General features: G+C 72.4%; 16 protein-coding genes. 15 read left to right on the top strand and 1 reads right to left on the bottom strand.

The window, feature by feature from the left end:
• Nucleotides 1-16 precede the first annotated feature (16 nt).
• The 7 genes from ssd (at nucleotide 17) to ACWGJB_RS42160 (ending at nucleotide 4,971) form a co-directional block, all read left to right on the top strand.
• The gene (gene ssd, locus ACWGJB_RS42190; RefSeq protein ID WP_453385317.1) at nucleotides 17-1,114 is read left to right on the top strand and encodes a septum site-determining protein Ssd; all 1,098 of its coding nucleotides are present in this window, start codon (nucleotides 17-19) and stop codon (nucleotides 1,112-1,114) included.
• The gene (locus ACWGJB_RS42185; protein ID WP_453385316.1) at nucleotides 1,111-2,292 is read left to right on the top strand and encodes a TadA family conjugal transfer-associated ATPase; all 1,182 of its coding nucleotides are present in this window, start codon (nucleotides 1,111-1,113) and stop codon (nucleotides 2,290-2,292) included. The genes ssd and ACWGJB_RS42185 overlap by 4 nt, the downstream gene beginning before the upstream one ends.
• A 19-nt stretch (nucleotides 2,293-2,311) precedes the next feature.
• Nucleotides 2,312-3,172, top strand: coding sequence for a type II secretion system F family protein (locus tag ACWGJB_RS42180; RefSeq protein ID WP_453385315.1), 861 nt, complete (start codon nucleotides 2,312-2,314; stop codon nucleotides 3,170-3,172).
• Nucleotides 3,169-3,948: a type II secretion system F family protein gene (locus ACWGJB_RS42175; RefSeq protein WP_453385314.1), complete on the top strand. Its 780-nt coding sequence runs from the start codon at nucleotides 3,169-3,171 to the stop codon at nucleotides 3,946-3,948. Before ACWGJB_RS42180 ends, ACWGJB_RS42175 begins: the two co-directional genes overlap by 4 nt.
• A 63-nt stretch (nucleotides 3,949-4,011) precedes the next feature.
• Nucleotides 4,012-4,191 (top strand): DUF4244 domain-containing protein, encoded by a 180-nt coding sequence (locus ACWGJB_RS42170; RefSeq protein ID WP_450761559.1) that lies wholly within the window; start codon nucleotides 4,012-4,014, stop codon nucleotides 4,189-4,191.
• A 13-nt stretch (nucleotides 4,192-4,204) separates the two neighbouring features.
• A complete protein-coding gene (locus ACWGJB_RS42165) occupies nucleotides 4,205-4,540 on the top strand; it encodes a TadE family type IV pilus minor pilin (protein WP_453385313.1) in 336 nt (111 codons plus the stop codon).
• Complete coding sequence (locus tag ACWGJB_RS42160) at nucleotides 4,537-4,971, top strand: Rv3654c family TadE-like protein (RefSeq protein ID WP_453385312.1); 435 nt, start codon at nucleotides 4,537-4,539, stop codon at nucleotides 4,969-4,971. The genes ACWGJB_RS42165 and ACWGJB_RS42160 overlap by 4 nt, the downstream gene beginning before the upstream one ends.
• On the opposite strand, the gene ACWGJB_RS42155 is transcribed toward ACWGJB_RS42160, so the two are convergent.
• Nucleotides 4,940-7,390, bottom strand: coding sequence for a DEAD/DEAH box helicase (locus ACWGJB_RS42155; protein WP_453385311.1), 2,451 nt, complete (start codon nucleotides 7,388-7,390; stop codon nucleotides 4,940-4,942). The genes ACWGJB_RS42160 and ACWGJB_RS42155 overlap by 32 nt on opposite strands.
• A gap of 83 nt (nucleotides 7,391-7,473) precedes the next feature.
• On the opposite strand from ACWGJB_RS42155, the gene bldG reads away from it, so the two are divergent.
• The 8 genes from bldG (at nucleotide 7,474) to tmk (ending at nucleotide 21,177) form a co-directional block, all read left to right on the top strand.
• The gene (bldG, locus tag ACWGJB_RS42150; protein ID WP_010986038.1) at nucleotides 7,474-7,815 is read left to right on the top strand and encodes an anti-sigma factor antagonist BldG; all 342 of its coding nucleotides are present in this window, start codon (nucleotides 7,474-7,476) and stop codon (nucleotides 7,813-7,815) included.
• 238 nt (nucleotides 7,816-8,053) lie between these two features.
• Nucleotides 8,054-8,488 (top strand): ATP-binding protein, encoded by a 435-nt coding sequence (locus tag ACWGJB_RS42145; RefSeq protein WP_453385310.1) that lies wholly within the window; start codon nucleotides 8,054-8,056, stop codon nucleotides 8,486-8,488.
• Between the two features lie 327 nt (nucleotides 8,489-8,815).
• Entirely contained in the window at nucleotides 8,816-11,224 is a 2,409-nt protein-coding gene (locus tag ACWGJB_RS42140) for a sodium-translocating pyrophosphatase (RefSeq protein WP_453385309.1), read from the top strand.
• Nucleotides 11,225-11,545: 321 nt separating this feature from the next.
• Nucleotides 11,546-12,148 carry a small secreted protein gene (locus tag ACWGJB_RS42135; protein ID WP_453385308.1) on the top strand — a complete coding sequence of 201 codons (603 nt, stop codon included), beginning with the start codon at nucleotides 11,546-11,548 and terminating at the stop codon, nucleotides 12,146-12,148.
• Nucleotides 12,149-12,445: 297 nt separating this feature from the next.
• Nucleotides 12,446-13,975 (top strand): DUF7059 domain-containing protein, encoded by a 1,530-nt coding sequence (locus ACWGJB_RS42130; RefSeq protein ID WP_453385307.1) that lies wholly within the window; start codon nucleotides 12,446-12,448, stop codon nucleotides 13,973-13,975.
• 464 nt (nucleotides 13,976-14,439) lie between these two features.
• Nucleotides 14,440-14,637, top strand: coding sequence for a hypothetical protein (locus tag ACWGJB_RS42125; protein WP_453385306.1), 198 nt, complete (start codon nucleotides 14,440-14,442; stop codon nucleotides 14,635-14,637).
• A 255-nt stretch (nucleotides 14,638-14,892) separates the two neighbouring features.
• Nucleotides 14,893-17,715 (top strand): type I DNA topoisomerase, encoded by a 2,823-nt coding sequence (gene topA / locus ACWGJB_RS42120; RefSeq protein WP_453385305.1) that lies wholly within the window; start codon nucleotides 14,893-14,895, stop codon nucleotides 17,713-17,715.
• 180 nt (nucleotides 17,716-17,895) lie between these two features.
• The gene (gene tmk, locus ACWGJB_RS42115) at nucleotides 17,896-21,177 is read left to right on the top strand and encodes a dTMP kinase (RefSeq protein WP_453385304.1); all 3,282 of its coding nucleotides are present in this window, start codon (nucleotides 17,896-17,898) and stop codon (nucleotides 21,175-21,177) included.
• Nucleotides 21,178-21,314 lie beyond the last annotated feature (137 nt).

The following is a 21,314-nucleotide window of genomic DNA, read 5'->3' as shown; positions in this document are numbered from 1 at the left end:
CAAGGGGGAAGCTCACGTGGCCGGAACTGTCACCCACGAACCACCGTCCGCCGCCCCGGGACGGCCCGGACGCCCGATGATCGTCACCGAGGACGCCGAACTCCTCGACGACCTGTTGCGCCTGTGCGCGGCGGCCGGCGCCAAACCCGAGGTCCACCACGGGGTACCGGAACGCGGCGGTGGCTGGGAGTCCGCCCCGCTCGTCCTGGTCGGCGACGACGCCGCGGGCCGGGTGCGCGGGGCCGCGCGCCGACGCGGGGTGGTGCTGGTCGGTCAGGACCAGGACGACCCGGACGTGTGGAAACGCGCCGTGGAGATCGGTGCGGACCACGTCCTGATGCTGCCCGACGGCGAGCAGTGGCTCGTGGACCGGATCGCCGACGTAGTCGAGGGTGTGGGCCGCCCGGCCCTCACCGTCGGCGTGATCGGCGGCCGGGGCGGGGCCGGTGCCTCCACGCTGGCCTGTGCGCTCGCCGTCACCTCCGCACGGGAGGGACTGCGCACCCTCCTCGTGGACGCGGATCCACTGGGCGGCGGAATCGACGTACTCCTCGGCGCCGAAACCGCCGAAGGCCTGCGCTGGCCCGCGTTTGCCGCCTCACGCGGCCGGCTCGGCAGCGGCGCCCTGGAGGAGTCACTGCCGGAACTCCACTCGCTGCGGATCCTCAGCTGGGACCGCGGCGACAGCGTGGCGATCCCGCCGCCCGCCGTCCGCGCGGTGCTCGCCGCCGTCCGCAGGCGGGGCGGCACGGTCGTCGTCGACCTGCCGCGCCGCCTGGACGACGAGGTCGCCGAGGTCCTCACCCAGCTCGACCTCGCCGTCCTGGTGGTCCCCGCCGAGCTCCGTGCGATCGCGGCGGCGGCCCGGGTGGCGGCCACCGTCGGCATGGTCGTGCGCGATCTCCGGGTGGCGGTGAGGGGCCCGTACGCGCCGGGACTCGACGACCGCGAGGTGGCCCGGCTGCTCGGCCTGCCGCTGGCCGGCGAGGTGCCCGTCGAACCGGGCCTGTCCCGCCCGAACCGGAAACCGCCCGGGTCCGCCGCCCGCGGTCCGCTGGCCCGCTTCTGCAAGGGCTTCTGGGAGCGCACGCTCGTCGAGGCGGGTGGCGTGTGAGGCCCGGCACCGCGGGCGCGGAGGGCCCGGCCCTGCTCGACGGGGTCCGGCGCTGGCTCGCCGAGAGCGGCGCCGAACCGACCCCCGCGCGCGTGGCGCAGGCGCTGCGCGCACAGGGCCGGATGCTCGGCGACGCCGAGGTCCTCGGCGCGGCCGAGCGACTGCGCTCCGAACTGGTCGGCAGCGGCCCCCTGGAACCTCTGCTCGCCGACCCCACGGTCACCGACGTCCTGGTGTCCGCCCCGGACCGGGTCTGGGTGGACCGCGGCGGCGGACTGCAACTGACCCCGGTCGCCTTCCCGGACGCGGCGGCCGTACGACGACTCGCGCAGCGGCTGGCCGCGGTGGCCGGCCGGCGCCTGGACGACGCCCGGCCCTGGGCGGACGCCCGGCTGCCCGACGGCACCCGCCTGCACGCGGTGCTGCCTCCGGTGGCGGTCGGCTGCACCTGTCTGTCCCTCAGGGTGGTGCGGCCGCGGGCGTTCACGCTCGACGAACTGGTGGCGGCCGGGACCGTGCCACCGGGCGGCGACCGGATCCTGCGCGCGTTGCTGGCGGCCCGGCTCTCGTTCCTGGTCAGCGGTGGCACCGGCACCGGCAAGACGACCCTGCTGAGCGCGTTGCTCGGTCTGGTGGGCCCGGGGGAGCGGATCGTGCTCGCCGAGGACTCGGCGGAGCTCAGGCCCGAACACCCGCACGTCGTGCGGCTGGAGACCAGACCCGCCAACCAGGAGGGCGCCGGCCTGGTCACCCTGGAGGACCTGGTCCGCCAGGCGCTGCGGATGCGCCCCGACCGGCTGGTCGTCGGCGAGGTGCGCGGCCCCGAGGTCGTGCACCTGCTGGCCGCGCTCAACACCGGCCACGAGGGCGGCTGCGGCACGGTGCACGCGAACGCGGCCGCGGACGTCCCCGCCCGCCTGGAGGCACTCGGTACGGCCGCCGGGCTCGACCGGGCCGCCCTGCACAGCCAGTTGGCCGCCGCGCTGTCGGTGGTGCTGCACCTCGTCCGGGACGGCACGGGCCGACGGCGGATCGCCGAGGTGCATGTGCTGGAACGGGATCCCACGGGTCTGGTGCGGACGGTACCGGCACTGCGCTGGAGTGCGGAGGCGTTCGTCCGCGAACCGGGGTGGGAGCGGCTGCGGGGGCTGCTGCGAAGTGACGCAAGTGATCTGTGAGTTGAAAGGGGATCGTGCGATGGGTGAGACGACGGTGGGTGCGGCCGTGGTGTGCGGCGGAGTCATGGCGTGGCTCCTGGCCGAGCGGCAGCGCGAGGTACGGCGGGCGCGGCTGTTGCTCGCCGGGGTCGGGGCGGTGGCGGCCGGACCACCCTTGTGGGAGCAGACGGCCGGGGAGTTGCGGCGGCTGCGCGGCCGTTGGCGGGGCGAGTGGTGGGCCCTGACCGTCGGCATCGCGCTGGCCCTCGTCGCCGCCTCGGTGCTCCCGCTCCTCGCGGGGGCGGCCGGAGTGCCGGTGCTGCGCCGGCTGCGGCTGGCCCGCCAGGCGGGGCGGATCCGGCAGGCGCGCGCCGACGCGGTGATCGTGCTCTGCGGGGCGCTCGCCGGTGAGGTGCGCGCAGGACGGCAGCCCGGCGAGGCGCTGCTGCGGTCCGCTCGGGACTCCGGAGGGCTCGGCGAGGCCCAGGCGGCCGTGGTGGCGGCGGCACGCTTCGGCGGGGACGTGCCGGGCGCGCTCGCGACGGCCGCGCGCCAGTCGGGCGCCGACGGCCTGCTGGGGCTCGCGGCGTGCTGGCGGGTGGCCGTCGACCAGGGTGCCGGGCTTGCCGCCGGCCTCGATCGCCTGGAGGCGGCCCTGCGCGCCGAACGGGACCAGCGCGCCGACCTGCGCGCCCAGTTGTCCGGGGCCCGGGCCACCGCGGTGCTGCTCGCCGCGCTGCCCGCCCTCGGTCTTCTGCTCGGCTCGGCCATGGGCGCCGACCCGCTGCGCGTACTGCTGCACACCGGTGTCGGGCTGGGCTGCCTGGTCGTCGGAGTGGTGTTCGAGGGCACCGGGATGTGGTGGGCGGCCCGGATCGTGCGGGGAGCTGAGGCGGTATGAGCGCGGAGGTTGTCCACAGGCTGGGGGCGACGGTCGCGGTGCTGCTGGTCCTGGGCTGGTCGGCGTGGCGGCTGGAGCGGGCCCGGCGCAGGCGCCGGGCCAGGCGCAGGGTGGCCGAACTGCTGGCCCTGGAGATGCCTGAGCGGCGTTCCGACGTCGCAGGTGCCGTCCGCGGATGGCTGCCGGTGGTCGGTGTGGTGTGCGGCGGCTGGGTGCTGGTCGGTGGGGTCGCCGGAGCGCTGCTGGGCCTGGGTGTGGCCGCGGGGCTGTGGCGGTGGCGGCGCCGGCAGGGAGACGCGGGACGGGCCGCGCAGGTCGAGGCGTCTGGGGCCGCACGCCAACTCCCGCTCGCCTCCGACCTGCTGGCCGCCTGCATCGCCGCCGGGGCGGCCCCGGTGGTCGCCGCGCAGGCCGTCGGCGAGGCGCTCGGCGGTCCCGTCGGGGAAGGGCTCGCGCGGGGTGCGGCTGAGGTCCGGCTGGGCGGCGAACCGGCGGACGCCTGGCGGCGGTTGGCGGCACTGCCGGGGGCCGCCGCCCTCGCCCGGCTGCTGGAGCGCGCGGACGAGTCCGGGCTGCCGGCGGCCGCTCCGGTCGCCCGGCTCGCCGCGGACGCCCGCGCGGAGTGGGCGAGAAGCGCGACCGCGCGGGCGCGGCGGGCGGCCGTGCTGATCTCCGCGCCGGTGGGGCTGTGTTTCCTGCCCGCGTTCATCGCGGTCGGGGTGCTGCCCGTGGTGATCGGGCTGGCGGGCGGGGTGATGCGAGGGGGCGGTGGATAAAAGGGGCGATAACGGGCCGTCAACAGGAACAGATCACCGAATTCGGGATTCAAGGGAGTCGAGATGTACCGGAAGATGCGGAAGTTGCTGCGCCGGGACGCCGGAATGGTCACGTCCGAGTACGCGATGGGGATCATCGCCGCAGTCGGGTTCGCGGCGGTGCTCTACGCGGTCGTGACGAGCGGGCAGGTCAGTGCGGAGCTTCAGGACATCGTGAAACGAGCCCTCAGTGCGCGGATGTGAGCGGGGGCGCGGGATGGACCGCGGGTTCGTGACGGCGGAGGCGGCCGTGGTGCTGCCGGTGCTGGTGGCGTTCACGATGGCGCTGGTGTGGGGGCTGCTCGTGGTGGCCGCCCAGATCCGGTGCGTGGACGCCGCCCGCACCGGGGCGCGGGCCGCCGCGCGGCAGGACGCCGAGGGCGCGGTGGTCGCCGTGACGAAGGCGGCGGCACCGGACGGCGCGACGGTGACCGTCGGCCGGGAGGGCGACCAGGTCCGGGTGACGGTGGTGGCGAGGCCACCGGTGCTCGGATCGCTGCCGTTCGAAGTACGGGAGTCGGCGGTGGCGTTGGCGGAGGAGGTGGGGCCGTGAGACGCAGGTATTCGGATCGGGGGTCGGCCACCGTCTGGAGCGTCGGCGCGATCGGGGTCCTCTGCGTCGTGTTCGGGGTCCTGCTTGCGTTGGGACAGTCCGTGGCAGTCCGGCATCGGGCGGCGGGTGGTGCCGACCTGGCCGCGCTCGCGGCGGCGGAACACTGGGCCGAAGGGACCGCGGGGGCCTGCGCACAGGCCGACCGGGTGGCACGCGCACAGGGTGCGCGGCTTACGCGGTGCGTGATCGTGGGAGACGTCTCGGACGTGTCGGTGGCCTCGGGCGGCGGGCCGTTCACGGTAGAGGTCCGGGCAAGAGCCGGCCCCCGCTGCAACGCGCCCTTCGGGGGCGGGGGGAACTGCGCGACCGGCCCCCACGCGCCCGCACCCAGGCAACCACCTAGTCCGGCGCCCCCTTCAGAAGCACCGTGAGGAGCCGCACCGCCCCCCGCTTGTGCAACGGATCGTTCCCGTTCCCGCACTTGGGTGACTGGATGCAGGACGGGCACCCGGCCTCGCACTCGCACGCGGCGATCGCCTCCCGGGTGGCCGTGAGCCATGCGCGGGCCGTGTGGAAGGCGCGCTCCGCGAAGCCCGCGCCGCCCGGGTGGCCGTCGTAGACGAAGACCGTCGGCAGCAGCGTGTCGGGGTGCAGGGGGACGGACACGCCGCCGATGTCCCAGCGGTCGCAGGTCGCGAAGAGCGGGAGCAGGCCGATGGAGGCGTGTTCGGCGGCGTGCAGGGCGCCGCCGAGGATCTCCGGGGTGATCCGGGCCTCGTCGAGCTGGTCCTCGGTGACGGTCCACCACACCGCGCGGGTGCGCAGCGTCCGAGGCGGGAGATCGAGTTTCGTCTCGCCCAGCACCTCGCCGGTGATGAGCCGGCGGCGGAGGAAGGAGACCACCTGGTTGGTGACCTCGACGGAGCCGTAGCAGAGGCGGCCGTCGCCCCAGGGAACCTCGATGTCGGTCTCCAGGACGGAGATGGCCGTGGTGTCGCGGGCGACCGTGGAGTACGGCGGCTCGGCCTGTTCGACCAGCGCGACCGAGTCCTCCAGGTCCAGGGAGCGCACCAGGTAGGTGCGGCCCTGGTGCAGGTGGACCGCGCCCTCGTGGACCGTCGAGTGCGCGGCGCCGGCGTCCACCGTGCCGAGCAGCCGCCCCGTGCCCGCCTCGACGACCTGCACCGGGCGCCCGCCCTCGCCGCGGATGTCGGTCAGCTCGGCGGCCCGCTCCCGCCGGGTCCAGTGCCAGGCCTTGGTACGGCGGCGCAGCAGCTTCGCGGCCTCCAGCTGCGGCAGCAGCTCCTCGCAGGCCGGGCCGAACAGGTCGAGGTCGTCGTCGGTGAGCGGGATCTCGGCCGCGGCGGCACACAGATGCGGGGCTAGGACGTACGGGTTGTCGGGGTCGAGGACCGTCGATTCCACCGGTTGGTCGAACAGGGCCTCGGGATGATGGACGAGGAACGTGTCCAGCGGGTCGTCGCGGGCCACCAGGACCGCGAGGGCGCCCTGCCCGGAGCGGCCCGCCCGACCCGCCTGCTGCCACACAGAGGCCCTCGTACCCGGGTACCCGGCGATCAGTACGGCGTCCAGCCCGGAGACGTCCACACCCAGCTCCAGGGCCGTCGTGGCAGCAAGTCCGAGGAGCTCCCCGGAGTGCAGCGCGCGTTCCAGGGCGCGCCGCTCCTCGGGGAGGTAGCCGCCGCGATAGGCCGCGACACGCCGGGCGAGGGAACGGTCGACCTCGGCCAGCCGTTCCTGCGCGATGAGGGCGATCAGCTCGGCGCCACGCCGGGAGCGCACGAAGGCGACCGACCGCACGCCCTGCACGGCGAGGTCGGTCAGCAGATCGGCGGTCTCGGCGGTGGCGGTACGGCGGACCGGGGCACCCTTCTCGCCGTGCAGCTCGGTCAGCGGCGGCTCCCAGAGGGCGAAGACCAGCTCGCCGCGCGGGGAGGCGTCCTCGGCGATCTCCACGACCGGCAGGCCGGTGAGACGGCGGGCGGCGACGGCCGACTCGGCGGCGGTCGCGGAGGCCAGCAGGAAGACCGGGGAGGCGCCGTAGCGGGCGCACAGGCGGCGCAGCCGGCGCAGCACCTGGGCGACGTGCGAGCCGAAGACGCCCCGGTAGGTGTGGCACTCGTCGATGACGACGTACTTCAGCGACTTCAGGAAGGAGGACCAGCGGGCGTGCCCGGGAAGTATCCCGCGGTGCAGCATGTCTGGGTTGGTGAGCACGTAGTTGGCGTACTGGCGGACCCACTCCCGCTCCTCGTACGGGGTGTCGCCGTCGTACACCGCGGGCCGTACGGCGGTGCCCAGCGGTTGTGAAAGTTCCTTCACCGATCGGCACTGATCTGCCGCCAGTGCCTTGGTGGGCGCCAGGTAGAGGGCAGTGGCACCACGGCCGTTGGGTGCCTCGGAGCCGTCCAGGAGGGCGGAGAGGACCGGCACGAGATAGGCCAGCGACTTGCCGGAGGCGGTGCCGGTCGAGACCACCACCGAGGCGCCGTCCAGGGCGTGCTCGGCGGCCAGCGCCTGGTGCTCCCAGGGATGGTCGATGCCGCACGCCTGCACCGCCGCGACAACCTCCGAACGAATCCGGTCAGGCCAGACGGCATGCCGACCCGCCCGCGGGGGCAAGTGCTCCGTATGAGTGATGCGCGAAGCCCGGCTCGGCCCGGACGCGAGCCGGTCCAGGACCGTGTCCGGAGAGAACCCGGACGCGGCCGGAGCCGAGGGTCGATCGGATCGGTGATTTATGGCCATCGGGACCGAGTGTGTCACTGGCGTGACGGACAATGGGGCCAAGGCGTCGTGCACGCCTGCCGGTAAGTGATTGAATGCCATCGCGGCTGGCGTACCGTCCCGGGGGCCGCAAGCCGAGGTGTCCCAAGGGGCGACCCGCTCGATAGCAAGGTGCTGGAGGATTCGTGGACCTGTCCCTGTCGACCCGTACCGTCGGCGATCGCACGGTCGTTGAGGTCGGTGGCGAAATCGACGTATATACCGCGCCCAAGCTGCGCGAGCAGCTGGTCGAGCTGGTGAACGACGGGAATTTCCACCTCGTCGTTGACATGGAGGGCGTGGACTTCCTCGACTCCACCGGGCTCGGCGTGCTGGTCGGCGGCCTGAAGCGGGTGCGAGCTCATGAGGGCTCACTGCGCCTGGTCTGCAACCAGGAGCGCATTCTGAAGATCTTCCGAATCACCGGTCTCACCAAGGTGTTCCCGATCCACACCTCGGTCGAGGAAGCGGTGGCGGCCACCGACTGACCCGGGCCGGCCGACGTCTCCCGGACCGCCGATCGGTCCGCGCCGTCCGGTCGGCCTCCGACACGGGCTCGTACAGAGCCGTACGCAGGCCCGTGTCGCCCCCGCCCGCTCGGGCCCGCATGCCCGTGCCGGCAGCCGTTCACGGGTCGCAGGCCCGCGGCGGACGCAATTCATCGGGGGGCCGGGTTTTCGGCGATCCGGCCCCCCTACCGCACGCCTGTAGTTCCGAGGGGGACGTATGGCCACCGTTGAACTCCGCTTCAGCGCGCTGCCCGAGCACGTCCGCACCGCCCGACTGGTGGCGGCGGCGGTGGCACGCAGGGCCGGAGTGGACGAGGCCGTCCTGGACGAGGTCCGGCTGGCCGTCGGCGAGGCCTGTTCCCGCGCTGTCGGTCTGCACCAGAGCGCCGGCATCACCGAGCCGGTGCGGGTGGCGCTGATCGAGGAGGAGAAACAGTTCTCCATCGAGGTCGGCGACGAGGCACCCCGTTCCGTCCCCGTCGACCGGGCGACCGGTGCGGCGCCGGACGCGGACGTGGAGGCGGAGGAGGACGAGATGGGCCTCGCGGTCATCAGTGGTCTCGTCGACGACGTGGAGGTCACCGCCGGGGAGCACGGCGGCCTGATCCGCATGACCTGGCCGACCACCCCGCCCGGAGTCGCGCTCACCTGAGAGTCACCCGATCATGAGCAGGGCCCTGCTGAGCAGGGCCCTTCTTGTTATTTCCCTTCGGATGTCACCCGGTCGCCGAATTCGTGAAAGAATTCACGATCAATGGCCCGGCGGATCGCCCGATAATTTGATCAAGCGCCGAATAGGCCAGTGGTGATCGTCAATGCTTTTAGGGCGTTACCTCTTTCGGGTTCGTCGGCGTGACCTCGATCATTTGCTGAAGAGCACGAGAAGGCCAATTCCGCTTACCGTCCCCTGTTTAGATCACTCGCGGGTACCTAGAATCCGTCCACATCTTGAGCTCAGCCCAAGCGTCAAGGAGGACGAATGGCGGGGCTTTCTACCCCTCATCAGTTTGGTCACCCCACAACGCTGGCGGCCGCGGTCCTGACCGACGACAACCGGGTCCTGGTCGCGGTGATCGCCGTCGTGGCGCTGGCCGCGCTCGTGGTCGCCTGGATCCTGGTGCGCCAGGTACTCGCGGCCGGCGAGGGCACCGACAGCATGAAGAAGATCGCAGCGGCGGTCCAGGAAGGCGCGAACGCCTATCTGACCCGGCAGCTGCGCACCCTCGGCGTATTCGCCGTCGTGGTGTTCTTCCTGCTCCTGCTGCTGCCCGCGGACGACTGGAATCAACGCGCCGGCCGATCGATCTTCTTCTTGATCGGCGCGGCCTTCTCGGCGACCACCGGCTATATCGGCATGTGGCTCGCCGTACGCAGCAATGTCCGCGTCGCCGCGGCCGCCCGGGAAGCCACCCCGGCGGAAGGCGAACCGGAAAAGGATCTCACCGCCGTCTCGCACAAAGCCATGAAGATCGCTTTCCGTACGGGCGGCGTGGTCGGCATGTTCACGGTGGGGCTCGGCCTGTTCGGCGCCTCCTGTGTGGTGCTGGTGTACGCGGCCGACGCGCCGAAGGTGCTCGAAGGATTCGGCCTCGGCGCCGCCCTGATCGCCATGTTCATGCGTGTCGGCGGCGGCATCTTCACCAAGGCCGCCGACGTCGGCGCCGACCTGGTCGGCAAGGTCGAACAGGGCATTCCGGAGGACGACCCGCGCAATGCCGCGACCATCGCCGACAACGTGGGCGACAACGTCGGCGACTGCGCGGGCATGGCGGCCGACCTCTTCGAGTCCTACGCGGTGACCCTGGTCGCCGCGCTGATCCTCGGCAAGGCGGCCTTCGGGGACGCGGGTCTCGCCTTCCCGCTCCTGGTACCGGCCATCGGTGTGCTCACCGCGATGATCGGCATCTTCGCGGTCGCCCCGCGCCGCAGCGACCGCAGCGGCATGAGCGCCATCAACCGCGGCTTCTTCATCTCCGCGGTGATCTCGCTCGCGCTGGTCGCGATCGCGGTCTTCGTGTACCTGCCGGGGAAGTACGCCGACCTCGACGGCATCTCCGACGCGGCCATCAGGGCCAAGGACGGCGATCCGCGGATCCTCGCGCTGGTCGCGGTCGCCATCGGCATCCTGCTGGCAGCCGTCATCCAGCAGCTGACCGGCTACTTCACCGAGACCAACCGGCGTCCGGTCATGGACATCGGCAAGTCCTCGCTGACCGGACCGGCCACGGTGGTCCTCGCCGGCATCTCGATCGGCCTCGAATCGGCCGTCTACACCGCCCTGTTGATCGGCCTCGGCGTCTACGGGGCGTTCCTGCTCGGCGGTACGTCGATCATGCTGGCGCTCTTCGCGGTGGCGCTGGCCGGCACCGGCCTGCTCACCACGGTCGGTGTGATCGTCGCCATGGACACCTTCGGGCCGGTCTCCGACAACGCCCAGGGCATCGCCGAGATGTCCGGCGACGTCCAGGGCGCGGGCGCGCAGGTGCTCACCAACCTGGACGCCGTCGGCAACACCACCAAGGCCATCACCAAGGGCATCGCCATCGCCACCGCCGTCCTCGCGGCGTCGGCGCTCTTCGGGTCGTACCGGGACGCGATCACCACGAACGTGCAGGACGTGGGAGTGAAACTGACCGGTGCGGGCGCTCCGTTGACCTTGTCGATGGACATCTCACAGCCCAACAACCTCGTCGGCCTCATCGCCGGCGCGGCGGTCGTCTTCCTCTTCTCCGGACTCGCCATCAACGCGGTGTCGAGGTCGGCGGGTTCGGTGGTCTACGAGGTGCGGCGGCAGTTCCGCGAGCACCCCGGGATCATGGACTACACGGAGACGCCCGAGTACGGCAAGGTCGTCGACATCTGCACCAAGGACGCCCTGCGCGAGCTGGCCACGCCGGGACTGCTCGCCGTGATGGCGCCCATCTTCATCGGGTTCACGCTCGGCGTCGGAGCCCTCGGCTCCTACCTCGCCGGCGCGATCGGCGCGGGCACCCTGATGGCCGTCTTCCTGGCCAACTCCGGCGGTGCCTGGGACAACGCCAAGAAGCTCGTCGAGGACGGCCACCACGGCGGCAAGGGCAGTGAGGCCCACGCCGCCACGGTGATCGGCGACACGGTCGGCGACCCCTTCAAGGACACCGCGGGACCCGCGATCAACCCTCTGCTCAAGGTCATGAACCTGGTCTCGCTGCTCATCGCGCCAGCGGTGATCAAGTTCTCGTACGGCCATGACAAGAGCATCGGCGTCCGGATCATGATCGCGGTCGTCGCGCTGATCGTGATCGTCGGCTCGGTGTACATCTCCAAGCGGCGCGGTATCACCGTCGGCGACGACGAGGACAGCGCGGAACGCGTGGCCAAGTCGGCCGATCCAGCGGTGGTTTCGTAAGCGGTCTTACGACGGCCACCGGGGCTCTCGCGAGGGAGCCGGGCCAACGAGCGGGCGGATGGCGTGTGCTGACACGCCGTCCGCCCGTTTCGTGCGCCGGGGGCGCTCGCCGGTTCTCGCGCGCGGTCGTCATGAGTGGTCATGGGCGGTCGTAGGCGGCCGTGCGGTCCGGCTCCGGGTGTGCCCGTCGTCTCGTCGTGAGCCTTCTCTCTCGTGGTGCAGATCCACCTAAAAGCTCACTTAATGGATGCTCTCCATGAGGGTGCTGTCCGTGTGCCGTGTAGATTCCGGGGGCCGAGAGCCATTGAAGGGACCTATCCGGTGAACAAGAAGCTCGCGGCCGCACTGTCCGGCGGTGCGGTACTGGTAGTGGCACTGTCCGGGTGCAGCAGCAACAAGGGCACCGACCCCAAGCTGATCGCCTGGGCCAAGACCGTGTGTGACGCGGTGCCGGCGCAGGACGCGAAGATCAAGGCGGCCAACGCGGCCATCGCGCAGACGGCCTCGGACACCACGAGTTCGCCCGCGACCATCCAGAAGACCGACTCCCATGCCTTCCAGGACATGTCCGACGGCTACAAGGCGCTCGCCACGGCCATCGGGGGCGCCGGTGCGCCCCCTGGGATCGACGACGGCGCCAAGCGTCAGCAGGACGTCGTCAAGAACCTCAACAGCCTTTCCTCGTCCTACGCCGCCCTGAAGAAGAAGGTCGACGCGCTCGACACCAAGGACCAGGCGAAGTTCGCCTCCGGTCTGCACGACGTCGCCTCCCAGATGGCGGACCTGGAGACCCAGAACAAGAGCGGCACCGAGGCGCTGCAGGCCCTGGAGCAGGGCGAGGTCAAGGACGCGATCGCCGAGCAGGCCAGCTGCAAGAAGGTCTCCGTGACGGCGTCGGCGTCGGCCTCGTCGACCGCGAGCTGAAGGCGTGGGTCGACGGCGTGGGTCGACAGCCGTCGTGGGGCCACGGCGACCCCTTCGGGAGTCGTGGGGTGCCGAGAGCTGAGCGGTGCCGGGAGTCGTGGTGCCTGCGGGGTGCCGCGATTTCTGGGGCGCCCGCGGGGTGACGGGTGCCGGGAGTCGTGGGGCGCCCGCGGGGTGACGGGTGCTTACGGGTCGATCGGTGTCCTCGGGGTGACAAGCGCCGATGGGGCGACGGTCGTCCGTAAGGCCTCGGCCGACGCGAGCTGAGGCGGTGGCCGGAAGGGGGCGCGGGCCACAATGGAGGGCGTGACTGACTCCGGCCTCGCCACCCTGCCCGCCTCCGACCGCCCCGACGTCGCCGCCCGGCTGCGCACCGCCCTGCTGGGCGCCTCCTTCACCGCCGACGGGCTCCTGGAGCTGCTCGGCGCGCCCGCGTACGCGGCGCTGGCCCGCAGCGAGACGGTGCCCGCGCTCCGGGCCACCCGCGGGGACACACCGCTGGAGACGCTCGTCCGGCTGTTCCTGCTCCAGCAGCCCGTGCCGCACGCGCGCGTGGCGGACATGCTGCCCGTGGACGACCTTGTGGAGAGCGGCTGGCTGACCCGCGCGGGCGGCGACGAGGTCGCGGCCACCGTGGACGTACGGCCGTACGGCGGGCCCGACGGCGAGGACTGGTTCATCGTCTCCGACCTCGGCTGCGCGGTCGGCGGCGCCGGCGGCATCGGGCAGCGCCACGAGGGCGTCGTCCTGGGTGTCGGCGGCGCGTCCATGACGCTGGCCGGCATCACCGTCCGTACGCCCGTCTCCGCCGCCCTCGACCTCGGCACCGGCTCCGGGATCCAGGCGCTGCACGCCGCCCAGCACGCCACGCGCGTGACGGCGACCGACCTCAACCCGCGCGCGCTGCACATCACGGCGCTCACGCTGGCGCTGTCCGGCGCCCCGGCGGCCGACCTGCGCGAGGGCTCGCTGTTCGAGCCGGTCAAGGACGGGGAGTCGTACGACCTCATCGTGTCCAACCCGCCGTTCGTGATCTCGCCGGGTGCCCGGTTGACGTACCGGGACGGCGGGATGAGCGGGGACGATCTGTGCCGCTCGCTCGTTCAACAGGCCGGGGAGCGGCTGGCCGAGGGCGGGTTCGCGCAGTTCCTCGCCAACTGGCAGCACGTCGCGGGGGAGGACTGGCAGGACAGGGTCAGGTCATGGGTGCCGCGCGGCTGCGACGCGTGGATCGTGCAGCGCGAGGTGCAGGACGTCAACCAGTACGCCGAGCTGTGGCTCCGGGACTCCGGTGACCACCGCGGGGACACGGCGGACTACCAGGCGCGGTACGACGCGTGGCTCGACGAGTTCGAGGCGCGCAAGGTCAAGGGCGTGGGATTCGGCTGGATCACGCTGCGGAAGACGGCTGCAGCCGTGCCCTCGGTCACGGTGGAGGAGTGGCCGCATCCGATCGAACAGCCGCTCGGTGAGACGATCCGCGCGCACTTCGACCGCCTCGACTATCTCCGTGAGCATGACGACGCGGATCTGCTCGAAGGTCACTTCAGGCTCGCCGTCGAGGTGGTCCAGGAGCAGGTCGGGCTGCCCGGCGCCGAGGACCCGGAGCATGTGGTGCTGCGCCAGCACCGCGGGATGCGCCGCGCGACCAAGGTGGACACGGTGGGCGCCGGGTTCGCAGGGGTGTGCGACGGCTCGCTGAGCGCGGGTCGGATTCTCGACGCCATCGCTCAGCTGATGGGCGAGGACCCGGTGTTGCTGCGCGACCGCACGCCCGCACAGATCCGGTTGCTGGTGGAGCAGGGGTTCCTGGAGCCGGCGAGCTGACGAAACCGGGAGGCCGGACCGGGAGGCCCCGCCTGCGAAGGGCGCGGGTTCCGACGCGCGGCGGGGTGTGCCGGCCTGCCGACCGATCCGCGGGACACATCGAGCCGGTTGTCCGGCCCGGTTTGCCCGGTCTGCCCGGCCGTGCTGCTCCGCCTCGCCTGGCCCGCCCCGCCCCGCTCCGCCCGGCCGCGCTGCCCCGCCCCGCCCCGCCCCGGCCGGGACGCGTCGGCCTCGGCAGGGCGCTGCCCGGGCGTTCCGGCCGTCCCCCGGACACGCCGGGAAAGGAAAAGGGCCGGAAAAATGTGGCGAGAATGTTCGCCTCGTAGCTAGTCGGTCGTATGTTCGAGATGGTGAATGTGTCTCGTTCACCTCGATTTCGCCCACCGGCCTCCCGCCGTCCGTCCGTCCGTGTCAGTCTCCCGGCGCTGGGCAGTCGCGGACGGCAGGGAAGGGGCGCGCGGGTCATGGAGAACGGACCGGCGATCTTCGCGGGGGCGGTGTTCGCCCTGTTCGGAGGCGCACTGCTGGTGTGGACCGGCATCCGGGTCCGACGTGGTGAACCCGTCGCCCAAGGTGTGAGTCAGGTCGCATCGGCGACCCTCGCGAGCTTTGCCGCGGTGATCGCGCTGGGCCTCGGGGCGTACTGCCTGACCCGCCTCTGAGGATGCCGTTCCGGTAATCGGAGCATCACGCTCCGGACAGGGCCGGGAGAGCGGCCGGGGACTCCGGGCGGCAGGAATGACGGTAGTCGGGTTACCGTTCGAGTGGCCGTTGTGGGCTTTTCCCGTTTGACACGGGGGCGGGATGTACCGTCACACTCCGCAGCGTCACCAAGTGAGCGGGCATCGGTGCCTGTGCCACGACCCCGGGAGCAAGGCCTGGGGAGGCCCCAGCGTCGACCGGAGAGAAGAGCGAAGTTGTCCCCGACCAGCGAGACCGCACAGGGCGGCCGCCGACTCGTCATCGTCGAGTCGCCTGCCAAGGCGAAGACGATCAAGGGCTATCTGGGCCCCGGATACGTCGTCGAAGCGAGCGTCGGGCACATCCGTGACCTTCCCAACGGCGCCGCGGAGGTGCCCGAGAAGTACACCGGCGAGGTCCGGCGCCTCGGCGTGGACGTCGAGCACGACTTCGAGCCGATCTATGTCGTCAACGCCGACAAGAGGGCGCAGGTCAAGAAGCTCAAGGACCTGCTGAAGGACTCCGACGAGCTCTTCCTCGCCACCGATGAGGACCGCGAGGGCGAGGCCATCGCCTGGCACCTCCTGGAGGTCCTCAAGCCCAAGGTCCCGGTCAAGCGGATGGTCTTCCACGAGATCACCAAGGACGCGATCCGCGAGGCCGTCGCCAACCCGCGCGAGCTGAACCAGCGCATGGTCGACGCCCAGGAGACCCGCCGTATCCTCGACCGCCTCTACGGCTACGAGGTCTCGCCGGTCCTGTGGAAGAAGGTCATGCCGCGCCTGTCGGCCGGCCGTGTCCAGTCCGTCGCGACCCGGCTCGTGGTGGAGCGGGAACGCGACCGCATCGCATTCCGTTCCGCCGACTACTGGGACCTGACGGGCACCTTCGCGACCGGCCGCGCCGGCGACCCGTCGGACCCCTCGTCGCTCGTCGCCCGCCTGCAGGCCGTCGATGGCCGGCGCGTCGCCCAGGGCCGTGACTTCGACTCGCTGGGGCAGCTCAAGAGCGCGAACATCCTCCACCTCGACGAGGCGAACGCCCGCGCCCTCGCCGCCGCCCTGGAGAACACCCGGTTCGCGGTCCGCTCGGTCGAGTCCAAGCCGTACCGCCGCTCGCCGTACGCCCCGTTCCGTACGACGACCCTCCAGCAGGAGGCCAGCCGCAAGCTCGGCTTCGGCGCCAAGGCCACCATGCAGGTCGCGCAGAAGCTGTACGAGAACGGCTACATCACCTACATGCGTACGGACTCCACGACGCTGAGCGACACGGCCGTCGCCGCCGCCCGGGCCCAGGTCACGCAGCTGTATGGCGCCGACTACCTGCCCTCGTCCCCCCGCGTGTACGCCGGGAAGGTCAAGAACGCCCAGGAGGCGCACGAGGCGATCCGTCCCTCGGGTGATCGTTTCCGCACCCCGGCGGAGACCGGACTGACCGGCGACCAGTTCAAGCTCTACGAGCTGATCTGGAAGCGGACCGTCGCCTCCCAGATGAAGGACGCGACCGGCAACAGCGTCACCGTGAAGATCGCCGGTACCGCCGCCGACGGCCGGGACGTGGAGTTCAGCGCCTCCGGCAAGACGATCACCTTCCACGGCTTCCTCAAGGCCTACGTCGAGGGCGCCGACGACCCGAACGCCGAGCTGGACGACCGCGAGCGCCGGCTGCCCCAGGTCGGCGAGGGCGACGCGCTCTCCGCCGAGGAGATCACGGTGGACGGGCACTCCACCAAGCCCCCGGCCCGCTATACCGAGGCCTCGCTGGTCAAGGAGCTGGAAGAACGCGAGATCGGCCGCCCGTCGACGTACGCGTCGATCATCGGCACGATCCTCGACCGCGGCTATGTCTTCAAGAAGGGCACGGCCCTCGTGCCGTCCTTCCTCTCCTTCGCCGTGGTCAACCTGCTGGAGAAGCACTTCGGCCGGCTGGTCGACTACGACTTCACCGCCAGGATGGAGGACGACCTCGACCGCATCGCGGCGGGCCAGGCCCAGGCGGTGCCCTGGCTGCGGCGCTTCTACTTCGGCGAAGGCGCGGCGACGGGCGGTGCGGCCGACGCCGGCAACGGCGACGGCGACCACCTCGGCGGCCTCAAGGAGCTGGTGACCGACCTGGGCGCGATCGACGCGCGCGAGGTGTCGTCGTTCCCGGTGGGCAACGACATCGTGCTGCGGGTCGGCCGCTACGGCCCCTACGTCGAGCGCGGCGAGAAGGACTCCGAGGGCCACCAGCGCGCGGACGTGCCGGAGGACCTGGCGCCCGACGAGCTCTCCGTCGAGCTCGCGGAGGAACTGCTCGCCAAGCCGAGCGGCGACTTCGAGCTGGGCGCGGACCCGGCGACGGGCCACCAGATCATCGCCCGTGACGGCCGTTACGGCCCTTACGTCACCGAGGTGCTCCCCGAGGGCACCCCGAAGACCGGCAAGAACGCGGTCAAGCCGCGCACGGCGTCGCTCTTCAAGACCATGTCCCTGGACACGGTCACCCTGGCGGACGCGCTCAAGCTGATGTCGCTGCCGCGTGTCGTCGGCGCCGACGCCGACGGCCAGGAGATCACCGCGCAGAACGGGCGCTACGGGCCGTACCTGAAGAAGGGCACGGACTCGCGTTCGCTCACCTCCGAGGACCAGCTCTTCACGATCACCCTCGAAGAGGCGCTGGCGATCTACGCCCAGCCCAAGCAGCGGGGCCGGGCCGCCGCCAAGCCGCCGCTGAAGGAGCTGGGCACGGACCCGGTCAGCGAGAAGCCGGTCGTAGTGAAGGACGGCCGTTTCGGGCCGTACGTCACCGACGGGGAGACCAACGCGACCCTGCGCTCCGGCGACAGTGTCGAGGAGATCACCCCGGAGCGCGGCTTCGAACTGCTCGCCGAGAAGCGGGCCAAGGCGCCCGCCAAGAAGACGGCGAAGAAGGCGCCCGCGAAGAAGACGGCGGCCGCAAAGAAGGCCGCGCCCGCGAAGAAGACGGCTGCCAAGAAGACCGCCGCCAAGACGACGACGGCCGCCAAGAAGACGGCCGCCAAGAAGGCGACGGCTTCCAAGGCGGCCGCGGAGGACTGAGTCACCCTCAGGTAGTCATACCGGCTGCATCGGCTCATATCGGTCAGGTCGTTTCAAATCGGCTACACCGGTTCACACCGCCTTCGCAATGCGAACGCCCCGGCATCAACTTGGTGTCGGGGCGTGCGTACCTGTGGACGGTCGCGTCGGGCTGTCGGCGGCTGCCGATAGGCTGAAAGCATGACGCCAGCCGAGCAGCCAACGGCCCCCCAGACAGAACCGGACGACGCACTGGTAGCGGATTCCCGCGAACGCGCCGTCCGCTCGCTGCTGCGCCGACCCGAGCTGAGGCGGTTGTGGAGCGCCCAGCTAGTCAGCGGTGTGGGTGACACGCTGGCGCTTCTCGTGCTTGTCGTGCTCACGCTTCAAGCGGCGATCGCGCAGGGCTCGTTCGGCGGCGGCTACCGCGGTGTGGCGTTCGCGGTGGCGATCGTCTTCGGGGTGCGCATTCTGGCCACCCTGCTCTTCGGCGCGGTCCTGCTGGGCCCGCTGACCACGCTGACCGCTCAGGACGGCCCGCTGGACCGCCGCTGGACCATGGTCGGCGCCGACGGCCTGCGTGCCGCCCTGCTGATCATCGCGCCCCTGTGGATCGACTGGACACCGGAGAACGCCCCGGCGGTGCTGCTGGTGACGGCCTTCGTCACCGGAGTCGCCGAGCGCTTCTGGACGGTCTGCCGGGAGAGCGCAGCCCCCGCGCTGCTGCCCGCCCCGCCCCCGGAGGGCGCGACGGTACGACCGCTGCCGGACCACCAGGACGCACTGCGCCGCCTGTCGCTGCGGACGACCTTCCTGGCCGTCCCGCTCGCGGCCGCCGCGCTCGTCGTCGCCTCCCTGGTCAACAACCTGCTGGGCACGGGCATCGAGTGGTTCGCCCAGCACCAGGCGGCCCTCGGGTCGTACGTGGCGGCGGGTCTGTTCGCCGCCTCTCTCTCGGTGCTGGTCTACCTGGAGGTGCCCGGCACGCGCACCCCGCGCGCACGGTCGCCGCTGGAGGGCCTGCGTCGCCCCAAGGCCGGCGCCGGCACCGACCGGGGCCGTACCGGCGCCATCCCGCTGCTGGTGACGGCCTGCGCCGCCGTCGCCGGTGCCATCTCCGCAGCGGTCGCCGTCTCCGTGCTGCACGCCAAGGACCTGGGCGGCGGCCCGGTGCTGTACGGCCTGCTGGTGCTCGCGCTGACCGGCGGGGTCGCCGTCGGCATCCGTACGGCGCCCGCGCTGCTGCCGACGCTCTCCCGCCGTCGGCTGCTGTCGCTGGCGATCGCCTTCACCGGCATCGCGCTGCTGGCCGGCGGCCTGGTCCCGGACGTCACCACCGTGCTGCTGATCGTCGCGCTGGCCGGCATCGGCGCGGGCGTGGCCGCCAACACCGGGCACACCCTGCTCGACCAGGAGACCGAGGACTACCGCAAGGCCCGCACCACCGAGCATCTGCACGCGGTGGTCCGGGTCGCCATAGCGCTCGGCGCGGTGATCGCGCCCCTGGTGGCCGCCCTGATCGGGCCGCACCGGCTGGAGAACGGCAAGTTCGTGTTCGCGCACGGCGGCGCCGCGTTCACCCTGATGCTGGTCGGCGCGCTGCTGCTGCCGGTGGCCGCGCTGGTCCTTGCCAAGGTCGACGACCGCGCGGGCGTACCGCTCCGGCACGACCTGCGGGACGCGCTGCTCGGCGGCGACGACCCGGCGCAGGCGCCCACGACCAACGGTTTCTTCGTCGCCCTGGAGGGCGGCGACGGCGCCGGGAAGTCCACCCAGGCCGAGGCCCTCGCCGAGTGGATCCGCGCCAAGGGACACGAGGTCGTCCTCACCCGCGAGCCCGGCGCCACCCCGGTCGGCAAGCGGCTGCGCTCGATCCTGCTCGACGTCTCGTCCGCCGGCCTGTCGCACCGTGCGGAGGCGCTGCTGTACGCCGCCGACCGCGCGGAGCACGTCGACACCGTCGTCCGGCCCGCCCTGGAGCGCGGTGCGGTCGTCATCTCCGACCGGTACATCGACTCCTCGGTCGCCTACCAGGGCGCCGGCCGCGACCTGTCCCCGACCGAGGTCGCCCGCATCAACCGCTGGGCGACCGACGGACTGGTCCCGCATCTGACGGTCCTGCTGGACGTGGAGCCGGAGACCGCCCGCGAGCGGTTCACCGAGGCACCCGACCGGCTGGAGTCGGAGCCCGCCGAGTTCCACGCGCGCGTGCGGGCCGGTTTCCTGACGCTGGCCGCCTCCGACCCCGGCCGCTACCTGGTCGTCGACGCCGGCCAGGAACCCGAGTCGGTGACCACCGTCATCAGGGCCCGGCTCGACACCGTGCTGCCGCTGTCCGAGGCCGAGATCAAGGCCGCCGAGGAGGCTCGCAAGGCCGCCGAGGAGGAGGCCCGCCGCAAGGCCGAGGAAGAGGCCGCGCGCAAGGCCGAGGAGGAGCGCCTGGAGCGGGAGCGCCAGGAGCAGCTCGCCAAGCTCCGTGCCGAGGAGGAGGAGCGCAAGCGCCGCGAGCTGGAGGAGGCGCAGCGCCGCGAGGCCGAACGGCAGGCGGAGGAGGCCCGGCTGCGTGCCGAGGAGGCCCGTCGCCGCGCCGAGGAGGAGCAGGCCCGGCTGCTCGCCGAGGAGAAGGCCCGCGCGGAGGCGGAGGCCCGCCGCATGGCCGAAGAGGAGCGGCGTCGCCAGCAGGCCGAGGAGGAGGCCCGGCTGCACGCCGAGGCCGAGGAACGGCGCCTGGAGAAGCAGCGCAAGGCCGAGGAGGCCCTGCTCAAGGCCGAGCAGGCGCGGCGTGCCGCGGCGGAGGCGGCGGCCGCGGCCGACGTGGCCGCCCGGGAGTCGTCCGCGCCGCGGCCGAACGCGCCCGGTGTGACTCCGGAGGCGACGACCATGCCGACGCCGGTGGTGCGGCCGGACGACGAACCGCCGTCGGCCCCGGCGCGCGCGGTGGACGAGACGGCAGTGCTGCGCCCGGTGCGTGCGGACCGCGAGCCCGCCGCCCGGGAGTCCGAGTCCGAGGTGACGGCGCAGCTGCCGCAGCCGCCGGCGGGGGCGTCCGACGAAACTGCGGTGCTGCCTTCGGTGGCGCCGACGGCCGTGGACGAGACGGCCGTGCTGCCTTCGGTGGGTGCGGCTGACGAGACCGCCGTACTGCCTCCGGTGCGCGCGGCCGACGAGACCGCCGTACTGCCTCCGGTGCGCGACGACGCCACCGCTCCCGCCGACGCCCCGGCGGACCGGGTGCCGCCCGGTTTCTTCCGGGACGAGCGGTCGGGCGGGTCGGACGGGAACCCTGACGGCTCCGAGGGCCGTACGCGCGAGCTGCCGCAGGTCGACGACGACGGTGCGGCCCGGCGGCAGCGCCCCCGGCCCGACTGGGCCGAGGAGACCCCGCTGGACGACCTGCCGTCGCTGGCGGACGAACTGCTGGGGTCGTACGAGGAGGAGCTCGACGACGAGCGGGGCCGCCGGGGTCGCGGGCGGCGCGGCTGACCCGGTCCCGAGGGCCGGAAGCGCTCGTACGGGGGCGGTGCGGGTCGGAGTGCCGACCGGTGCCGCCCCCGTTGCCGTCGGCGCGGGACCTGTCGGTGCGGAACCCGTTGTCAGTGGGCGCCCGCACAATGGAGGGC

Source organism: Streptomyces sp. NPDC054813, assembly GCF_053611365.1.
This window is presented reverse-complemented; position numbering and strand designations above follow the sequence as displayed.